Origin of the sequence: Legionella drancourtii LLAP12, from assembly GCF_000162755.2 — a bacterium.
Taxonomy (GTDB): domain Bacteria; phylum Pseudomonadota; class Gammaproteobacteria; order Legionellales; family Legionellaceae; genus Legionella; species Legionella drancourtii.
This window is the reverse complement of the sequence record NZ_JH413843.1, coordinates 48,871-68,169: the sequence shown is the minus strand read 5'-3', so window position 1 is coordinate 68,169 and position 19,299 is coordinate 48,871. Positions and strand designations below refer to the sequence as shown.

The following is a 19,299-nucleotide window of genomic DNA, read 5'->3' as shown; positions in this document are numbered from 1 at the left end:
GTTGAATAAGCGGCTCTAATGAGTTTAGAGGGGGTTGGCATTTCGTTAGCTTGAGTCAAAATTGGTTGATTTTCGAGCACCAGAACGCAGCATACATAGTGTATGCGAGTACCGGAGCATAGAAAACCAACCAATTTTGGCCAAGAGAGTAGAAATTCAACAGCTTCTAATTACCAGGGAATTACATTTAGAGGTATATATGAATAAACATCCCATGACAATACAAGGTGCGGAAGCACTAAAAGAAGAGTTACAACGTTTAAAATTTGTCGACAGACCACGCATTGTTGAGTCAATTGCTACTGCGCGTGCACATGGTGACTTGAAAGAAAATGCGGAATATCATGCGGCTCGCGAGCAACAGAGCTTTAATGAAGGTCGTATTCAAGAATTAGAAGCTAAATTGTCGAACGCCCAAATTATTGATATTAGTAAATTGCCGAATAATGGCAAAGTGGTGTTTGGCTCAACAGTTACGGTATGCCATGTCGCAACTGATGCGCAACTCACTTATCAAATCGTAGGTGAAGATGAAGCGGATATTAAGTTACAATAAAATTTCGTACAGCTCACCAATTGGCCGTGCTTTAATTGGTAAAGAATTGGATGATACCGTAACGGTAAATACTCCAGGCGGTTTGGTTGATTATGAAATTATTGACGTGCAGTACGTGTAGGCCAATATTCTTTCATGCATAGAGTGTGTTGACAACGGGCGTGCAAAGCCCTGCGTACTGTGCATTTCGGGTGCTATCTGTGGGGAAGCTTCTCTCTTTGCAACAAGGAGAGAAGCTTATTCTATGCGGATTTAAGATTGAAAATCATTTTGCTGAATACCACCAACAACCCATTCTTTATTGTTATCAAATTGACGGAAATGCCATATTTCATCAATTTTCGTGGTTGGCTCATCATTTTCTTTAACTGATCCAGTAAAACGAACACTGGCGATTAATGAATTTGTTTGTTTGGAAATGTCGAGTAATTCTGCGTCTAAAGTGATGACCTCAGTTTTGTTAGGAGCATCACCACGCTCATCCAGTTGCATTTTAATTTCAGCAAATACTTCAGGGGCTGTAAACTCTCTTAAATCCTGGGTATTTTTTTCATCATAAGCAGTTTGTAAGCGATTAAATTTAACTTTAGCTTCACGTAGAAAAGAGGCTGGAGAAAAATCTGTTGGCATCGCACTACTGTTGCTGCTACTGCTCATTGCTGTATTACTATTAAATGCTTGAGTAAAATTACTAAAAGGACTTTGTTGTTGGCTAAAAGGGCTGGCTTGTCCTGTTTGCATGCCCGGCTGCATTCTTTTGCGGAAGAAATTAACGGCAAAGAAAATTACGGCGCCGAGAATGAGCCAGGTCATCAAGCCACTGGCAAGACCATGTCCCATGAATAGACTGGTTAATAGACCACCGATTAATAAACCACCCAATAGTCCACCCCATTTGCTAGGGTTCTTGGTACGTTGCCCTAAAGGGCTAGCGGTTGCTGCTTTATTCGGCGAAAACATGCTGCTTTGAGAACGTTGGACGCCAAAGCTTCGTCCACCGCCAAAGCGTTTGGCGGATGCTTCGTTAATTAATAAGCAAAAGCTTAATAAGGTAATAAGTAAACATGAAATGAGAGTACGCATAGTATCTGGCCTTTCTTTTTATAGGAATTATTAGTATATCCGAAATGGAGTAACTCTGCTGCTGTGTGAATAAAATATAAACTAAAATTAATGTATTTATCAAGTATCTAATTGCAGGACGCCGCTCACGCTTAATCAGGCGATGTGTAAAAAATCAGCTAAGCTATAAAGAAGAATGAAGACACAATAAATTAATATCCAGTTGCCGATGCAGGAAAATTAAAATGGAGTACTTTTTTAAAAAGGAATAATCATGTTAATAGGCGCATTAATTTGTTTAGTTATCGCGGCTTTTACTGCATTTTATGAGTTTGAAGGGGCTAATCCTACCTTTCTCCTGGTTGCGAAAGTGATTATGTATTTTTCATTAATTGCTTTTTTGGCACTGCTATTTACTTATGCCGTGAATACAACGCCGCCGATTCCAGTTGCTACACTATGATTTATACAATGGCTTCATTCAAAATAAAGCCATTTAAAATTCCTGGAGTAAATGGATTTACCTGATTATTAGTTTTTAATAAATAACGCCCGGAATTACTGTTCACTTCAAAGAGAATTTGTAAACTGGAACTGTCTTGTTCATCGACTAAAACATTCACTTTTTCCAAGAGCTTAAACAAGGCCCAGGTTCCTTGCTCTGCTAGTTCATAGTGATGGCCTTCAATGGAATCCAGAGCTAGTTTGGCATTTGCTTGTGGCCAGGTAAAACGAATTAGGGATTCACTACTTTGGTTATCTGTCAATCTGGTTTCACCAATCTCAAGCACCAGACTTGCAACCACCGGATCGAGATTAATTTTTTGCAAACTAAATTCAATCCTGCTTTCATTGCTTTGATAGGGGAAAAACATATTCGTAATAATGTTCGCACGGACTAATTCATCGAGTGTTTCTGGAGCTATAGGCAAGACGGTATCATTGGCCGCTTTGGGTTTCCATTCGGCACTCGAAACATCCAGGAACGGTTTTATAAAACTTTCAATGAAGGTATTTAATGAACCATTAGTCGAGAAAAAGTGATTAAAATCATTGATCGCTATTTCTTCTTGCTGTGTGGCATCAAAAGGATAGCGTTTGGCAATGTTATTTTGGAATTCTTGATAAATTGTTTGTTGCCATTGCTGGTTAATGTAATGTCGACTGTCTCTAATAAGGAGCGTCCAGGTTTCACTCGCGAGCTGTTTTGCCCAAGTACTTAATGGCTCGGGTAATTGGCGGGCTTGATTGTAGAGTAAGCTTACCGGATCAGATGCGGCATCGCTGACAAAGCGGGAGCGCGTAATATTAAATGCTGTTTTACCGCCATCATTAATCATGGATAAGGTCGAGATAAAACGCTCTAAGTCCATAATTTTCAAACTTAATTCTTTCGTGCTGGAAAAACTCATTAAATTCAAATCAGTAAATTGATTTGCAATTAACTGATTAAAAGGAGAGGCATTTTCAGTCATATCCGCATTGGTTTCTTGTTGGATTAAATGAACCAAATTGGTGATGGCATGCGATTGCTCCAGGCTCTTGGCAACCTGACGTCCTTCTTGATAGTCCTGATAATGTGCTGGTTGTGATTTACGCATGAACGTTTGCCACCAGGTAACGTAATCAAAGCCATAAGCTTGCGTTAACATGCTGGGTAGATTAGCTAAATCTTGTCGCGCCAGCACCCAGTTTTCTTTTTGTAAGCTGCGGCTGATGTCAGGAATTTTTTGCATGATTTCATTAAATCCTGTTTTAGTATAGTAAACAGGCAATTCTTGGGTTGCCAAAATAAAGCCATCAACAGCAATTTTTTGCGTGTTTTTCGGGAAGGATTCTTTGGCAATGGAATAATAGAGGTAACTGGTAGGTAAGGCATTTAAATAATTACGCGCATCACTGACCACTCGTTGCTTTATGAGTATTTCTTTAGGTGGTTTGCTTAAGGATTGCTTGAGTAGCGCTAATTGCTTTTGCAGCGCTCCTGCGGGTAGATTGTGCCATCGCACTGTAAACCAATCTTGGATTGGTGATGCCTCGAAGTGCTCAGGTTGGCCTAACATTAGGTACACTTTAAGGGCATCATAACGAACAATGGGGGTATTCCCTGGATTATTAATGACCTCTTCAAGCTCCGCCGCTAATGAGGGTAAAAATTCACCATGTAAGCGGTGTTCGGTATTGTGGTGTAAATTAGTTTTTAATTGATGCACTGTAGGCAACGACAATGAATTGCTGGCAATGTGGGTCATTTTTTTTGCTGCAATGGAGAGATGATACAGCGCTTGCTTGCTTTTATCTTTTTGACTATTTAAGGTGTCATAAGCAAGTAATTCTTTGCTTGCCTCATCCAGCAGGTGTACGGCTTTATAATGGTGGTAGCTTAAAATGCATAACGTAATTCCTGCAATACCAGCTGTAAGTGCAATCAACGGTTTTTGGGAAAATCTTCGTGCTAGCGGTACTTGACTGCATTGTTCCTGTACGGTTTTTAACGCACCTTCAACGAAATAAGCCCTAAAATTAGTTGCCTGAGGGAAGCTATCTTGTACTACCAGTGCATATTCGTGTTGAATTTTCTTGGTTAAGCGGTCAACACTAACACCACCTTGTTCGGCGCTGGTAAAATAAATGGAGTGCAGATGAAAAAGGCGGGGTGAAATCCCTTGGAGTAGTGAATGAATGGGCGCACGTAAGCCTGCAAACTGGATAGGAAATTCGCGAATTAAACTGCGTCTCATTGTGGAACGAGCAGGGTGCATTTTGCTAATCACTTGCTGTCCCAGCGTTTCCATTAATTGATTAAATTGTAGAGTAAATGCTTCGATTTTTTTGTTTAATTCATTCAAGCAATCTAAGGAAAAACCTAGTGGTTTGGCTAAATCAGTGACATGATCTCCCTGATAAAACTCAGTAAAGCCGGCTAAGGCATCCATTTTGGTAATTACTAAAGCTAATTCGATTGTATAACCTAAATTAATCCCCCAGCGTTCCAATAACTGCAAATGCCCCTTTCTTTGTTCAGTAAACTGCGCCCGATCGGTAGTCAATAGGTCATTAACATCAATGCATAATACTAAACCGGTAATTTTAAGGTAGTGGTTGCAGCGATTTAGTTGTTTGAGGGTATTTTGTAATAAGGTTTTACTGTTGGTGAACCAACCTTCACCCAATTCGATCAGAATTCCTTGTTGGTTAAAATAAATTTTGGCATGTTGTTCACTAAAGATGGGCATTTCTTCCATATTGCTTTGTTTCAATAGTGAGGATTTGCCTTGGGCATTTTTTCCCGTAACCACAATAAAGGACAGTTGATTACTTTGTGGTTTTAATCGTGAGAGAATTTTTTTTATAGCATCACATAGTGTGTGTAAAGAGTTATCCATTAGTTATCCAGCAATGCAAGTTGGGAATGTCCAAATAAAACGGCTTTTGCTTTATTTTCCAATAAAAGATGGCTGGAAAAAAAAGCAAGGCTGACTATCGCTGCAGCAGCCACCAGCGAAATTATGGCAGTTTTATAATTTTTCTTAATGATTTTGGGTAAGGGATTTTCGTTAAATAAACGATGCGGTTTATTAAAACGGTGCTGTTGTATTATTTGATAGAGAGCCTCAATATAGTTGTCTAATGCTTGGCGTCCATCTGCTTTCAGATGATATTGCCCCTCAAAGCCGGCAATCAGGAAAAAATAAATCAGCTCAATCAGATCAAGGTATTGATTCGGTCGTTCTTTAACGTAGTCAAGGATTTCAAAAAAACGTACTTGCGGTTGTGCATTATCACGCGTTAGTGGAGTAAATGCTTTAAATTCTGCAGTCATGTTATAGACTCGCATGTAACTTTTACCCAGGATTTCATCAATAGTTGCCGACATTAGATAATGAGCAATCCCGATTGAATGTTCGGTGTATTTAGAGGTACTCAGTTTACTATAAAAAGCCAGTAATTCATGCTCAATATTGTCTCTAATGCGTTCAATGGGCGGGAGCGAGGGACTGAGACAAAGGCGCTCCAAAAGCGATAATAACGGGCCTGCCGCGGCAACCAGTGAATTTGTTGAAAACGGAGCAATAAATAATTTGGAGCGATAATAGCCTTGTGGAACCGATATGGTTCCCGAATCAGCCAGAGGATTACTGACAAGTGAGGCGGGGTAATGCTCAGCTGCCATGGTTCTGCTCCTAAAACAGTTTTGTTTCAGCTTGCAACGCCGTTTGCAAAACTTTAAAAATTCAAAAACAAGATAATACGTATATAATGCCCTTAGTTCAAGTACGAACATTCGACCTAATAATGATCTCGGTACTGTACAATATATGGGGTATTGATGTTCTCATATATTTACTGTACATAAGGCAATATTTTATTTGCATCACTCTGTAACAATAAGGTACCATTCGCATTTGCTGTATATAGAACTTTTTTAGTACTATATTTATAGTATGGATGACTATATGAAAAGCACCGGACTTTGTCTTTAATTAAGACTTATTTAGTACTAGATTATTCGCCCTCGGAGTGTTATGCTGCGCATCAGCAAATTGGCCGATTATGGAACAGTTGTCATGGTGTATCTTGCCAAGCACGCGCAAGACTTATGTAATGCACGTGATATTGCTTTACATACGCACCTGGCTGTACCTACGGTAAGTAAAATTTTAAAACGTTTAACCAGTGCAGGTTTGTTAACCTCAGTACGTGGAGTGACCGGAGGATACCGGTTGCGTCGGCCTGCTACTGAAATTTCTGTATCGCAAATTATTTTTGCGTTAGAAGAACATCGTGGTTTCACCGAATGCAGTTTGCAGCCTAATGACTGTTCGTTACAAGGAGTATGTACTATTCAGGGCAACTGGCGATTAATCAGCCAGGCCATAGAAACTGCGTTGGATAGTGTGAGTTTGGATACCTTGGCAAAACCAACTCTGCAGGCACGAGATATTGAGCGTGTCCGACAATTAGCAAGTGGAGTCAATCGTGGCTAAAAGCAGTGAGCAAATTAATTCTCTGCTCGATAGAGAATATCAACATGGTTTTATAACCGACATTGAAGTAGAAACATTTGAACCTGGACTGAATGAAGATGTAATTCGTCGTTTATCAGCCATTAAAGGGGAGCCTGAATTTCTACTCGAATGGCGTCTGAAAGCATACAGGCATTGGCTAACTATGCCGCATCCAGAATGGTCCAGTGTGTATTATCCACCTGTGGATTATAATGCTATTTCTTATTACTCAGCTCCTAAAAGCAAAACCAATGCACCAAAAAGCTTGGATGAAGTCGATCCCGAATTGCTGAGAACCTATGAGAAATTAGGTATTCCTTTACGCGAGCAGGAAATGTTAGCCGGTGTTGCTGTTGATGCGGTTTTTGATAGTGTGTCTGTAGCGACCACCTTTAAAGCGAAACTCGCCGAGAAAGGCGTGATTTTTTGCCCCTTTTCAGAAGCCGTGCACAAATATCCTGAGTTGTTAATGCAATATCTGGGTTCTGTCGTGCCTTACCGCGATAATTTTTATGCCGCATTAAATTCCGCGGTATTTAGTGATGGCTCCTTTGTCTACATCCCTAAAGGCGTACGCTGTCCTATGGAATTATCGACTTATTTTCGGATTAATGCGGCATCAACCGGTCAATTTGAACGGACACTGATTGTTGCCGATGTCGATAGTTATGTCTCTTATCTTGAAGGGTGTACGGCACCGATGCGTGATGAGAATCAATTGCATGCGGCAGTTGTTGAACTTGTGGCTTTAGATGGCGCGCAAATTAAATATTCTACGGTGCAAAACTGGTATCCTGGGGATAAAGAAGGTAAAGGCGGTATTTATAACTTTGTGACCAAACGTGGCGCTTGTCGTGGTAAGCGTTCTAAAATTTCTTGGACGCAAATTGAAACCGGTTCGGCCATTACCTGGAAATACCCGAGTGTGGTATTGCAAGGTGATGATTCGGTTGGCGAGTTTTATTCAGTTGCCTTAACCAATAATTACCAGCAAGCCGATACCGGCACTAAGATGATCCATATTGGTAAAAATACGCGATCAACAATTATTTCCAAAGGCATCAGCGCCGGATGTGCGCATAATGCTTATCGTGGTTTAGTGCGTATTGCACCTACAGCGACGAATGCACGTAATTACACGCAGTGTGATTCCATGTTGATGGGCTCTGAATGTTCTGCACATACGTTTCCTTATATAGAAGTTAAAAACCCTACAGCACAAGTAGAGCATGAAGCCACAACATCTAAAATCAGCGAAGAGCAATTGTTTTATTGCCAACAACGAGGCATTGATACTGAAGATGCTGTGTCGATGATTGTGAATGGTTTTTGTAAGCAGGTATTGAAAGAATTACCCATGGAGTTTGCGGTGGAAGCCACTAAATTACTGGGTTTAAGTTTAGAAGGGGCGGTAGGTTAATATGTTAAACATCAATGAATTAAATGTTGAAGTGAACGAGCAGTCGATTTTAAAAGGCATTAATCTAACTGTAAATGCCGGCGAAGTTCACGCCATCATGGGTCCTAATGGTTCGGGTAAAAGTACTTTATCTAAAGTTTTAGCGGGGCATCCTTCTTATCACGTAACCAGTGGTGCGATGACTTATTTAGGTAATGATTTAGCGCCTTTATCGCCTGAAGAGAGAGCACGTGCCGGTATTTTCCTGTCCTTTCAATACCCTGTGGAAATCCCAGGGGTCACCAATATTAATTTTCTTAAAGCTTCAGTCAATGCGGTGCGTAAAGGCCAAGGCAAAAATACTTTAGATGCGATTGAGTTTTTAACGTTTATTCGTGAAAAATGTGCCTTATTGGATATGGATGAAAGCTTTTTATACCGTAGCATTAATGAAGGCTTTTCTGGCGGTGAGAAAAAACGCAATGAAATTTTACAGATGGCAGCTTTAGAACCTAAATTAGCGATTCTTGATGAAACAGATTCGGGTTTGGATATCGATGCCTTACGTATTATTTCTCATGGGGTAAATGCGATGCGTTCTCCGGAGCGCTCTATTGTTTTAGTGACGCACTACCAACGCTTATTGGATTACATTGAACCTGATTTTATTCACGTTTTAGTAAATGGTCGTATCATTATGTCCGGTGATAAAACGCTAGCACTCGAGTTAGAGAAAAAGGGTATGGCTGGCTTGAGGAAATGGTGCAGTGATGAACGAGATTTTAGATTTTTATCAGCAACAGGCAAGCGCCAGTTTATCAACAATCCCTTGGCTTGCCCAGTTGCAGTCTAAAGCATTGGCTGATTTGCAAGAGCGTGGTTTTCCAGGGCGACATGATGAGGAATGGAAATACACTCGTGTTGATGCCTTATTAAAACAGCCCTTTGCCGCGTACCATCATGGTTTAGCTGCTGTGCCTAAAGCTTCGGATTTGCCCATAGCCTCGCAAATTGTAATCCACAATGGTCTTATTTCTGGTGTGGAGGTGCTTGCTAAGACCTTGCCCGCAGGCGTTCTGGTGTTGCCTTTAGCTGCGGCGTTAATCAGTCATCCCGAATTACTAAAACCTTATTTAGGTATGATCTTAAAACAAGAACATGGCTTTCATTTTTTAAATACTGCCATGATTCATTGTGGTGTATTGATTTATCTTCCAGCAGGCGTGTACCTTGATGAGCCAATTGCTCTGCGTCATATACAGGATCAAACAAATCAAGCAGTTCATTTACGGCATGTAATTATTGCGGAAGCAGGCAGCCAGGCAACGATTGTTGAAGATTATCAAGGCTTAGAAAACAGCTGTTATTTGACCAATACTGTCACTGAAGTATTTATGGGCACTAACGCGAAATTAACGCACTGCAAAATCCAACGCGAAAGTAAAGCAGCCTATCATTTAGGGCATTTGTCGGTAAAACAAAGTACGCGCAGTGAATTTGCTAATCATTCATTGAGTTTGGGTGGCAAGTGCGTGCGCTCTGATCTTAGTTTGTATTTGCAAGAAGAACATGCACACTGCCTGATGAATGGTATTTATGCGCCTGCAGAAGGACAACACGTAGATCACCACACAACGGTGCATCATTTAGTGCCTAATTGCCGTAGTGAGCAAGATTATAAAGGTATTTTAACGGGGCGTTCGCGTGCCGTATTTAATGGTAAAGTCCTGGTTGCCAAAGACGCACAACATACCGATGCCCAACAACAGAATAAGAATCTATTGCTTTCAGCAAATGCTGAGGTGGATACCAAACCACAATTGGAAATTTTTGCTGATGACGTCCTCTGTTCGCATGGTGCAACGGTAGGACAATTGGATGAAGAGGCGCTTTTTTATTTAGCGACTCGCGGTATTGATCGGGTAGAAGCATCACATTACTTAATCCATGCTTTTGCGAGGGATAATTTGCGGCTTATTCCGCATCCTAAGTTGGCTGAGTTTATGGGCCATTTATTAACACAACAATTGGGGTAAGCAAATGGACACGATTGACTCATTAGTTGAAACTTTGGATATCATGGCAATTCGCAATGATTTTCCAATATTACATCAAAAAGTAAACGATTATGATTTGGTTTACTTTGATAATGCGGCTACGACTCAAAAACCACGCGCAGTGATGGATGCGATTACTCGTTACTATGAGCATGATAATTCAAATGTGCATCGTGGTGTGCATGCTTTAAGTGTCAGAGCTACTGATCTTTATGAAGTAGCTCGTTCCAAGGTAAAGCATTTTATTAATGCGCGCTCAGCACGTGAATGTATTTTTGTGCGTGGCACTACTGAGGCTATTAATTTAGTGGCACAAAGCTATGTTGCGCCTCGTCTTTTACCGGGTGATGAAATATTAATCACCCATATGGAACATCATTCGAATATTGTGCCTTGGCAGATGATTTGCAAGAAGACTGGTGCTAAATTACAAGTAGCACCTATTTCTCAAGATGGTGAAATCATCCTGGAAGAATTTGCTAAAAAATTAAATGAAAATACACGTTTTGTGGCGCTCAGTTATGTATCTAATGCTTTAGGTACGATTAATCCCGTGAAAAAAATGATTGAAATGGCGCATGAATACGGTGCACGCGTGTTACTTGATGGGGCGCAGGCAACTGCACATTTACCGGTAGACGTACAAGCCTTAGGTTGTGATTTTTATGCTTTTTCAGGTCATAAAATGTATGGCCCAACCGGCATTGGTGTTTTGTGGGGTAAAGAATCACTCTTAGAGGAAATGCCTCCTTACCAAGGTGGGGGAGAGATGATTAATTACGTCACCTTTGATGCAACGGAATATGCGCCATTACCGCAAAAATTTGAAGCCGGTACCCCCAATATCGCCGGAGCCATTGGTTTAGGTGCGGCTATGGATTATTTATGGTCTTTAGATTTAGATACCGTCGCGGCGTATGAGCATGAGTTATTAGAATATGCAACCGCAGGAATACAATCACTGGGTGGTTTTCATATTATTGGCACGGCCAAACAGAAAGTCCCGGTGATTTCTTTTGTGCATGAAACAATCCACGCGCATGATATTGGTACGATTATGGACAGCAAAGGCATTGCCTTACGCAGTGGCCATCATTGTGCTATGCCGCTGATGGATTTCTATGGGGTTGCGGCAACGTCGCGTATTTCTTTGTCTTTCTATAATACGCAAGAAGAGATTGATCGCTGTATTGATGCCTTGAATCGAGTTAAAGAGGTATTTGCATGAGTGCTGATTTGCGTGAGTTGTATCAGGAAATCATTATTGATCATAATCGCAATCCCCGTCATCACTACGCGATGGATGATGCGACAACGCAGGCTAATGGTTTTAATCCCTTATGCGGTGATAAGTTAACTGTGTATGCTAAATTAGACGGTGATCGCATCGCTGAGTTGAGCTTTTTAGGTTGTGGCTGTGCCATATCACAGGCTTCAGCCTCTTTAATGACGGATAGCATTAAAGGGAAGACAATTGCTGAAGCCCATGAATTATTCCATCGTTTCCATCACATGTTGACGCAAAACGAAGAAGGGCAGTTGCTGTTAATGGATAAATTGATGGTACTTGCTGGGGTCAAGGCCTATCCTGCACGTGTCAAATGCGCTACTTTAGCCTGGCATACGTTGGAAGCGGCATTAAACAAAGATGCGAATGTGGTTAAAACGGAATAGATTAGGGGCTGTTGCCATTTGGGCCAAGATAGTAGCCCCTAGGCAACAAATATGAATTGCTAATGGTGATACCTATGTTTGGCTTGAAGAAAAAACAAGATGCTGATGTGATGAAAGAGGCCATAATTACCGCGCTCAAGGGCGTTTATGACCCGGAAATCCCCGTAAATATTTATGATCTGGGGTTAATTTACGACGTATCTATAGATGATGATGCTCATGTAGCGGTGCAAATGACCTTAACGACTCCTGGCTGTCCTGTGGCACAAACCTTTCCTGGAACGGTAGAACAAGCAGTCAATCAAGTTGAGGGGGTTCGTGATTGCACCGTGGAATTGGTATGGGAACCACCATGGACGCAAGAGCGCATGACCGAAGCAGCACGACTTGAATTAGGAATTTTTTACTAAAAATGTGGCAACCTTCTGCATCGATTGATTTATTACGCCAACGCGCGCAATTAATCGCAACAATTCGTGATTTTTTTAATGGACGTGGCTATCTGGAAGTTGATACACCGATTATGGCACGTTATGGCACGACGGATGTTTATTTGAGTAACATCAAAGCGACATTTCGCGATGCTCATTATTGTTTACAAACCTCACCTGAATATCATATGAAACGCCTGCTTGCCGCAGGAAGTGGCCCTATTTTTCAATTAGCCCGCGTATTTCGTGATGATGAATTGGGGCGTTGGCATAATCCTGAATTTACCCTGCTGGAATGGTATCAATTAGGTATTGATCACCATGCCTTGATGGCCGAAATGGATTTATTCTTACAAGCCGTCATGCAGGCGCAACCGATGCTTAAGAAAACGTATCAACAAGCTTTTCTTGAGGCCTGTGATGTGGATCCGTTGACGGCGTCGGTTGCGCAACTACGCCAGGTTTTGGTCCGCTATGATTTGGATTATGTATTTCCTCCCGAAGAACACGATCGCGATCAGTATTTATTCTTGTTAATGAGTCATATCGTTGAACCGTTCTTGGGTAAAGAAAGTGCTCCGGTTGCAGTTTATAATTTTCCTAGTTCGCAAGCTGCGTTGGCCAAAATCAATGCGGGTGTTGCCGAACGGTTTGAAATTTATTATCAAGGCGTGGAGTTAGCCAATGGTTTCCATGAATTAACGGATGCCGATGCCCAGGCACAACGTTTTGCTCAAGATCTGCATCTAAGACAGGAAAAAGGCTTTCCCGCGGTCGAAGCGGATCATTATTTGCTACAAGCCTTAAAGCATGGCTTGCCCGCCTGTAGTGGTGTAGCTCTAGGTATCGACCGCTTATTAGCAATCGCATTAAAGCAATCAGCAATAGCAAACGTTATCTCGTTTGATTTCACCCGCGCGTAAGTCTGGTTGCTTCTTTGCGCTTTATTGTTAAGTATATGGCAAAAATCAAATAGAAGAGTGAAAAGCTTCTATTTGATTTAGGAGAAATCTATTGTTAATTACAAATCCATTTGCTTTCCGCAATAATGGAATACACCTCGTTATCACCAATGACAATATGATCTAATAAGCGGGCATCGACTAATTCCAACGCATCACGTATACGCTCAGTTACCATAATATCTTGATGACTGGCATCAGAAATACCTGAGGGGTGATTATGGGCGAGAATTAACGCTGCTGCATTAAGTTGCAAAACACGTTCGATGATTGGTCGAGGATGAATGGTTGCCGTATTGATTGTCCCCGAAAACAGTTCTTCATAAGCAATAATACGATGTTGGTTATCGAGAAATAATGCGGCAAAGGTTTCATTTTTACGATCACGCAGACGTTTTTTCAAATAAGCATAAGTTTGTTTGCTGTTGGTGATCTGGGTTTCCTTTTGTAACTGAATAAAATCACTGCGGCGGCAAATTTCTTTAACTGCTTGTAATTGAACATAGCGCACCGTGCCTAATCCATGTACTTGTTTGAAATTGTGTTGATCTGCATTGAGCACAGCGCGTAAATCACCTAAATGTTTCAGCAGATCAGCGGCCAGTTGTACACATGATTTTTTTCCACTGCCACAACTGATAAAAATTGCCAGTAATTCCGTGTCAGAGAGGTTTTGTACTCCATTGGTAAGTAATTTTTCACGCAGCTCTAACTGCCGCGTTGTTTGGACATACGTCATTATTTATTCCTTTATTGCGAAGTTTAGCAAGGTTATTTTTATCAAAAATAGTAGGTCATGCAAGATAAATTTTTAATAAAATCAGTGGTTATGGCTAAGGAACAGCATTATTGAGGGAAAATGTAAGCGTTTCTCTTGGCCGAACGAGGTTCGTATCAGGGCAAATTAGTTTATAATTAATATGTTAATGGGGATGAACCCTGGTCGTTTTGTTTGTCATTATTATCTATTTCTTTATTGTGAAGAGTGTGTTTTGATCGCAGCAGTTTTCTTCTCAAAGATGGTCGATTATGCAAGATTTTATTGGTAAAAAAGTTCTTCTCGGTGTTTGCGGCGGTGTTGCTGCTTATAAATCAGCATATCTGATTCGCGAATTAACGCGCCTAGGGGCTGAGGTAAACGTTGTGATGACGCAATCCGCACAGCAATTTGTTAGCCCTTTATTAATGCAGGCTTTATCGGGTAATGATGTACGTACCGAGTTATTTGATGCGCAAGCTGAGCGTGCCATGGGGCATATTGAGTTGGCGCGTTGGGCTGATTATTTGGTGATTGCTCCAGCTTCTGCCAATTTTATTGCGAAAATGGCGCACGGTATTGCGGATGATTTATTGTCTACTTTATACCTGGTTGCGGAAATTCCCGTACTTGTTTGTCCGGCAATGAACCACAGTATGTGGGCGCATCCAGCAACGCAAGCAAACTGTACGCTGTTGCACGAGCGCGGTGTCATTTTTGTGGGACCCGAAGAAGGCTCTCAAGCTTGTGGTGAGTATGGTTTTGGCCGAGTTAGTGAAGCGGAGCAAATTATCAGCGCCTTGCGCCTATATGATGTGCACCAGTTATTAGCCGGGAAAAAAGTTTTGCTTACAGCAGGACCCACCCGTGAACCGATTGATCCGGTGCGTTATGTCAGTAATTACAGTTCAGGAAAAATGGGTTATGCCTTAGCGGAGGCGGCCGCCATGGCTGGCGCTGAAGTTACTTTAATTAGTGGTCCTTGTGATCAGCCATGTTCTGCGGGCATCAAGCTCGTTAAGATTGATTCTGCCCAAGAAATGTTCGCGGCTGTTATGCATGAATTACAAGATGGCTGCATTTTTATTGGCGCCGCTGCAGTTGCTGATTATCATATTCAAGCACCGGCGCTGCAAAAAATGAAAAAAACCGAGCATGAGGAATTGACCCTGCACTTAGTGAAAAATCCAGACATTTTAAGTCAGGTTGCAGCAACGGCTAGAGCTTCTTTTGTGATGGGTTTTGCCGCTGAAACAACCGAGGTAATTCATTATGCAACTGATAAATTAAAACGTAAAAAATTGGATATGATTGTCGCCAATGCTGTCGGCAAAGGGGTTGGTTTTGAAAGTGAGATAAATCAAGTTACGGTTATTACTAAAAGCAAACAAATCAAACTATCGTTAACGCATAAAACACGATTAGCAGGACAGATTATTGCAATCCTGGCTGCAACTCTGCACAATGACGTCCATACAGAGCCGAAGGCCAATGAGATAAATAATTAGGAACAATTATGACCCAAGCAATTCAATTAAAAATTCTTGATGCTCGCATCGGCGACAGCATTCCTTTACCAACTTATGCGACTGATGGTGCAGCTGGCCTGGATTTGCGTGTTTGCATTAATGAGCCGCTGCAAATTGCTCCTCAAGAAACGGTATTATTACCTACAGGGCTTTCTATTTACATCGCCGATCCTCAATTAGCAGCGGTGATTTTACCGCGATCTGGTTTAGGGCATAAGCATGGCATCGTTTTAGGTAACCTGGTGGGATTGATTGATTCGGATTATCAAGGTGAATTAAAGATTTCTTGCTGGAATCGCGGCGTTGAGCATTTTACCGTGAATCCTGGTGAGCGTATTGCCCAATTAGTCTTCATTCCAGTGGTACAAGCTGCTTTTGAACTTGTTGATAATTTTACTGAAAGCTCGCGTGGCGAAGGAGGATTTGGAAGCTCTGGGAGGCATTAATGGTCTACCAGCAAAAACCAGTTTCTCGGGCTGTTTTTAGAGCTTATGACATTCGTGGCATTGTTGGTCAAGAGTTGGATGAACACTCCTTTTACAGTCTTGGCCTTGCCATAGCGTATCATCTGCAAGCCTTGCAACGCCGGCAAATATTTTTAGCGCGTGACGGTCGTTTGACCAGTGCTAGTTTGGCTTTGGCATTAAAACAGGGCTTGCTGGAGAGTGGCATTGATGTTTTTGATTTAGGTGCGGTTGCTACACCCGTCATGTATTATGCAACGCATACCCAAGAGATTGATTGTGGTTTGATGGTCACGGCAAGTCATAATCCTGCGAATTACAACGGCATTAAAATGGTGTTGGCGGGTAAGACTTTAGTGCAAGAAGATATTGATATTTTATACCATTTACTGATTGCGAAGAAGAGGTGCTTTGGTCAAGGTCAAGAAATGACCGCAGATATCTTGCCATTGTACCAGCAATGCATTATCCACGATATATGCCTCCAACGGCCGTTAAAAATCGTTGTTGATTGTGGCAACGGCATTGCGGGTCCAGTGATACCGCGAGTACTGGCAAAATTAGGTTGTGAGGTGATCCCTTTGTATTGTGATGTCGATGGGCATTTTCCTAATCATCATCCTGATCCCAGCATTGCAGCGAATTTAATGGATTTGAAAGCTGCCGTGGCTGCGCATCAAGCGGATTTGGGCCTGGCTTTTGATGGGGATGCGGATCGACTCGGTTTAGTCACCAATACCGGAGAGATGATTTGGCCTGATCGGTTGATGATACTTTATGTGCGCGAAGTTTTAAGTCGTATCCCTGGGGCAACCGTGGTGTTTGATGTCAAGTGTTCCAGCCATTTGAGTTCCGAGATTAAAGCGCTTGGGGGCGTTGCCAAAATGTGTCCTACAGGCCATTCGATTGTCAAAGGAGTGATGAAAAAAGAACAGGCTGTTTTAGCTGGTGAAATGAGTGGGCATCTATTCTTTAAAGACCGCTGGTATGGTTTTGATGATGCCTTATATAGTGCCTGCCGTTTGTTGGAAATCATCAGTGCTTCTAAGTTAAGCGTCAATGAACAATTTCAATTAATCCCTAATAGCGTGAATACGGCTGAGTTAAAAATTAAAATTGCCGAGAAGGAAAAATTCCTGTTTATGCAACGTTTTAATGAATTAGCTCAATTTCCAACAACCGCACAAATTATTGCTATTGATGGCCTACGTGTGGAATTTGAGCATGGGTGGGGCTTACTACGCGCCTCGAATACGACCCCGTGTTTAGTTGCGCGTTTTGAAGCTGTAGATCAGTTGCATTTAGAGGAAATTCAACAGTTATTTCGGGTACAAATACATCGTTTAGATCAGGAATTAGTGTTGCCGTTTTAAGGGGACGGTCCGGGACGGTTACCGTCTAATATTAATCACTTTGTGTCATTGCAAATAGGGTTCTGGGGGGCTTCAATTGTTAAGTCACCTTTATGTTTAATTTTCTCACTGGGAGCTAGTTGAGCAATCGTTTGCATTATTACCTCGATAAATAAGTGATTTTTGAGGGCGATAATATCACTGAGATAATAGGGAATCTATTAATTCGGATGGCACTAAAAGAGAGGATTTATTTATTTTGCAAAACATAAAGCATTACTTCTAAGGGATGCTGATTTTGTATACGGGCTGGAATTTTGTCTTGTTTGATTAATGCCAATTGATTGTGTTGCGCCAATTGCTTAATGTAATCAGGATGATGGCTAAAACGTGCGCTGCTCTGTAAGAACCATGGATTTTTCGGGCTGATTTCCGTGGTAAAGATAAAATAACCCTGGGTTTTTAAATGCTGTCCGATGGTTTGAAATAAAGCATCTAATTCACCAAAATAAGGTAGTACATCGGCGGCGACAATTAAATCATAGTGTTGCGGGTTGTTGTGGAAAAATTCATTAATTTCTGCTTCGACTAATTTATCATAAATGCCTTTTTCTTTTGCTTGTGCTAGCATTTTTGCTGCAATATCAACGCCAATTAAATGTGTGCTCACTTCGCGCAATACGCTTCCTGTTAAACCGGTACCGCAGCCTAAATCTAGCGTTTCTGTGTTCTTGGATAATTCTAACTGATGGACTAGGCGGGCAACATGTTGCGGAATTGAATAGTGCAGGGTGCCTTGCATGTGTTGATCGTAATATAAGGCATAATTATTAAATAAATTATGGGCATACTCAGGAGTGGTTTCAGCCTGGCTGTCACCATCTAAGGCATGGAGCATGTGCGCACTGACTGTGTCTTGAGGATTAATTGCCAGCGCTTGTCTGAGGTATTCACGTGAGGTTTCGCGTTGCTCCATCTTCAGATAAATTGCCGCTAAATTATTTAATGAGGCGGTATGCCGTGGTTGTAAACGCAGCACATGGTCAAAAAAAACAATGGCTTCATTTAAATGCCCCAAGGCCATTTGTGCTACACCTGAATTATATAAGTATTCAATATTATCCGGTTCTTTATTCAATAGCACATCATAATGCATGAGCGCGTTTTCAAAACGATCATGATGCATGAAGATCGCGGCTAAATTATTGCGTGCATCAATATTATCATTGTCTAAAGCTAAGGCTTTGCTGAAATAATCCACTGCCAGTTGATTGTGTTTTCTTTTTAGTGCAATCACCCCTAAATTGGTAATGGCTTGAATTTGTTCACTATCCTGTTCTAAAACATGTTGGAATGCTTGTTCTGCCTCATCGAGCGCATTGCCTTCAAGATGTAAAACACCTAAATAAAAATAGGCTTCAGTATGGTAAGGATTTAAAGCGACCACGTTATTAAATTGTGTTTTGGCTGCATCTAATTGGTTATTTTGCAGTAATAATAGGCCTAAATTAAAATGGGCTGCACTAAAATCAGGTTCGGCGTGAACTGCTTTGGTGTAATGGTGCAGGGCTTTAGGGTAATTATTTTGTAAGGCGTAAACAGTGGCCAAATTATTATGTGCTTGGGCGTAGTCTGGTCTTAATTGAATGGCATGTAAATAACCATCAATGGCCTTATCCCATTGCTGCGATTTCTTATAGGCATTAGCAAGATTGTTGAGTAAGGTGGCATCAGTAGGGCTTAAGGTCTGTGCTTTGGTTAAATAGAGGATGGCCTTATTTAGGTCATTTGCTTGCGCATACACCAGACCTAAAAAATGCAAGCTATTTAGGTGCTTGGGGTCTTGAGCTAATATCTGCTCATAAATACTAATTGCCTGGGGCAAATGCCCTTCATGGTGTAATTTATAGGCCTGTGCAAAGAGTGCCTCAAGTTCTCTATTCATGATCTGTTCTATCTATTTTGAATAAGTTCGCGCAGTTGGCTTAATGCTTTAGCACGATGGCTGATGGTATTTTTAATAGTAGCAGGTAACTGTGCTGCTGTG

The 19,299-nt window shown here is 41.4% G+C and carries 16 protein-coding genes and 2 pseudogenes; 13 read left to right on the top strand and 5 right to left on the bottom strand.

The annotated features are described in order from the left end of the window. The first annotated feature begins 199 nt into the window (after positions 1-199). Positions 200-677, top strand: a pseudogene (gene greA, locus LDG_RS13680) (transcription elongation factor GreA). A gap of 131 nt (positions 678-808) precedes the next feature. On the opposite strand, the gene LDG_RS13675 reads toward greA, so the two are convergent. Further along, complete coding sequence (locus LDG_RS13675; RefSeq protein ID WP_040535978.1) at positions 809-1,639, bottom strand: Tim44 domain-containing protein; 831 nt, start codon at positions 1,637-1,639, stop codon at positions 809-811. Between the two features lie 253 nt (positions 1,640-1,892). Between LDG_RS13675 and LDG_RS13670 the strand changes: the two genes are divergently transcribed. Continuing rightward, a complete protein-coding gene (locus LDG_RS13670) occupies positions 1,893-2,081 on the top strand; it encodes a hypothetical protein (RefSeq protein ID WP_006871996.1) in 189 nt (62 codons plus the stop codon). 1 nt (position 2,082) lies between these two features. On the opposite strand, the gene icmF is transcribed toward LDG_RS13670, so the two are convergent. Further along, on the bottom strand, positions 2,083-5,004 hold the full coding sequence (gene icmF / locus LDG_RS13665) for a type IVB secretion system protein IcmF (protein WP_006871995.1): 2,922 nt from the start codon (positions 5,002-5,004) through the stop codon (positions 2,083-2,085). Then, positions 5,004-5,792, bottom strand: coding sequence for a type IVB secretion system protein IcmH/DotU (gene icmH / locus LDG_RS13660; protein ID WP_006871994.1), 789 nt, complete (start codon positions 5,790-5,792; stop codon positions 5,004-5,006). Before icmH ends, icmF begins: the two co-directional genes overlap by 1 nt. A gap of 352 nt (positions 5,793-6,144) precedes the next feature. Between icmH and LDG_RS13655 the strand changes: the two genes are divergently transcribed. From LDG_RS13655 to epmA, 8 genes and pseudogenes are all read left to right on the top strand, one after another. Next, positions 6,145-6,606 (top strand): SUF system Fe-S cluster assembly regulator, encoded by a 462-nt coding sequence (locus LDG_RS13655; protein ID WP_006871993.1) that lies wholly within the window; start codon positions 6,145-6,147, stop codon positions 6,604-6,606. After that, positions 6,599-8,047, top strand: coding sequence for a Fe-S cluster assembly protein SufB (gene sufB / locus LDG_RS13650; protein WP_006871992.1), 1,449 nt, complete (start codon positions 6,599-6,601; stop codon positions 8,045-8,047). The genes LDG_RS13655 and sufB overlap by 8 nt, the downstream gene beginning before the upstream one ends. Position 8,048: 1 nt before the next feature. Further along, positions 8,049-8,797, top strand: a pseudogene (gene sufC / locus LDG_RS13645) (Fe-S cluster assembly ATPase SufC). Further along, positions 8,797-10,062, top strand: a complete 1,266-nt coding sequence (sufD, locus tag LDG_RS13640; protein WP_040535975.1) for a Fe-S cluster assembly protein SufD — start codon at positions 8,797-8,799, stop codon at positions 10,060-10,062. Before sufC ends, sufD begins: the two are co-directional and overlap by 1 nt. 4 nt (positions 10,063-10,066) lie before the next feature. Next, positions 10,067-11,311 (top strand): cysteine desulfurase, encoded by a 1,245-nt coding sequence (locus LDG_RS13635; protein ID WP_006871989.1) that lies wholly within the window; start codon positions 10,067-10,069, stop codon positions 11,309-11,311. Next, positions 11,308-11,757: a Fe-S cluster assembly sulfur transfer protein SufU gene (gene sufU / locus LDG_RS13630; protein ID WP_006871988.1), complete on the top strand. Its 450-nt coding sequence runs from the start codon at positions 11,308-11,310 to the stop codon at positions 11,755-11,757. Before LDG_RS13635 ends, sufU begins: the two co-directional genes overlap by 4 nt. A 74-nt stretch (positions 11,758-11,831) precedes the next feature. Then, positions 11,832-12,167 carry an SUF system Fe-S cluster assembly protein gene (locus LDG_RS13625; protein WP_006871987.1) on the top strand — a complete coding sequence of 112 codons (336 nt, stop codon included), beginning with the start codon at positions 11,832-11,834 and terminating at the stop codon, positions 12,165-12,167. 2 nt (positions 12,168-12,169) lie between these two features. Further along, positions 12,170-13,111 (top strand): elongation factor P--(R)-beta-lysine ligase, encoded by a 942-nt coding sequence (gene epmA / locus LDG_RS13620; RefSeq protein ID WP_006871986.1) that lies wholly within the window; start codon positions 12,170-12,172, stop codon positions 13,109-13,111. A 94-nt stretch (positions 13,112-13,205) separates the two neighbouring features. On the opposite strand, the gene radC is transcribed toward epmA, so the two are convergent. Then, entirely contained in the window at positions 13,206-13,889 is a 684-nt protein-coding gene (radC, locus tag LDG_RS13615) for a RadC family protein (protein WP_006871985.1), read from the bottom strand. A gap of 290 nt (positions 13,890-14,179) precedes the next feature. Between radC and coaBC the strand changes: the two genes are divergently transcribed. From coaBC to LDG_RS13600, 3 genes are read left to right on the top strand one after another with little or no spacing between them, the layout of a single operon-like run. Then, positions 14,180-15,415, top strand: coding sequence for a bifunctional phosphopantothenoylcysteine decarboxylase/phosphopantothenate--cysteine ligase CoaBC (coaBC, locus tag LDG_RS13610; protein WP_006871984.1), 1,236 nt, complete (start codon positions 14,180-14,182; stop codon positions 15,413-15,415). A gap of 8 nt (positions 15,416-15,423) precedes the next feature. Next, positions 15,424-15,882 carry a dUTP diphosphatase gene (gene dut, locus LDG_RS13605; RefSeq protein ID WP_006871983.1) on the top strand — a complete coding sequence of 153 codons (459 nt, stop codon included), beginning with the start codon at positions 15,424-15,426 and terminating at the stop codon, positions 15,880-15,882. Next, complete coding sequence (locus tag LDG_RS13600; protein ID WP_006871982.1) at positions 15,882-17,273, top strand: phosphomannomutase/phosphoglucomutase; 1,392 nt, start codon at positions 15,882-15,884, stop codon at positions 17,271-17,273. The genes dut and LDG_RS13600 overlap by 1 nt, the downstream gene beginning before the upstream one ends. A 229-nt stretch (positions 17,274-17,502) precedes the next feature. Here the strand turns inward: LDG_RS13600 and LDG_RS13595 are convergent, their stop codons facing one another. Beyond that, positions 17,503-19,197: a tetratricopeptide repeat protein gene (locus LDG_RS13595; RefSeq protein ID WP_006871981.1), complete on the bottom strand. Its 1,695-nt coding sequence runs from the start codon at positions 19,195-19,197 to the stop codon at positions 17,503-17,505. Positions 19,198-19,299 lie beyond the last annotated feature (102 nt).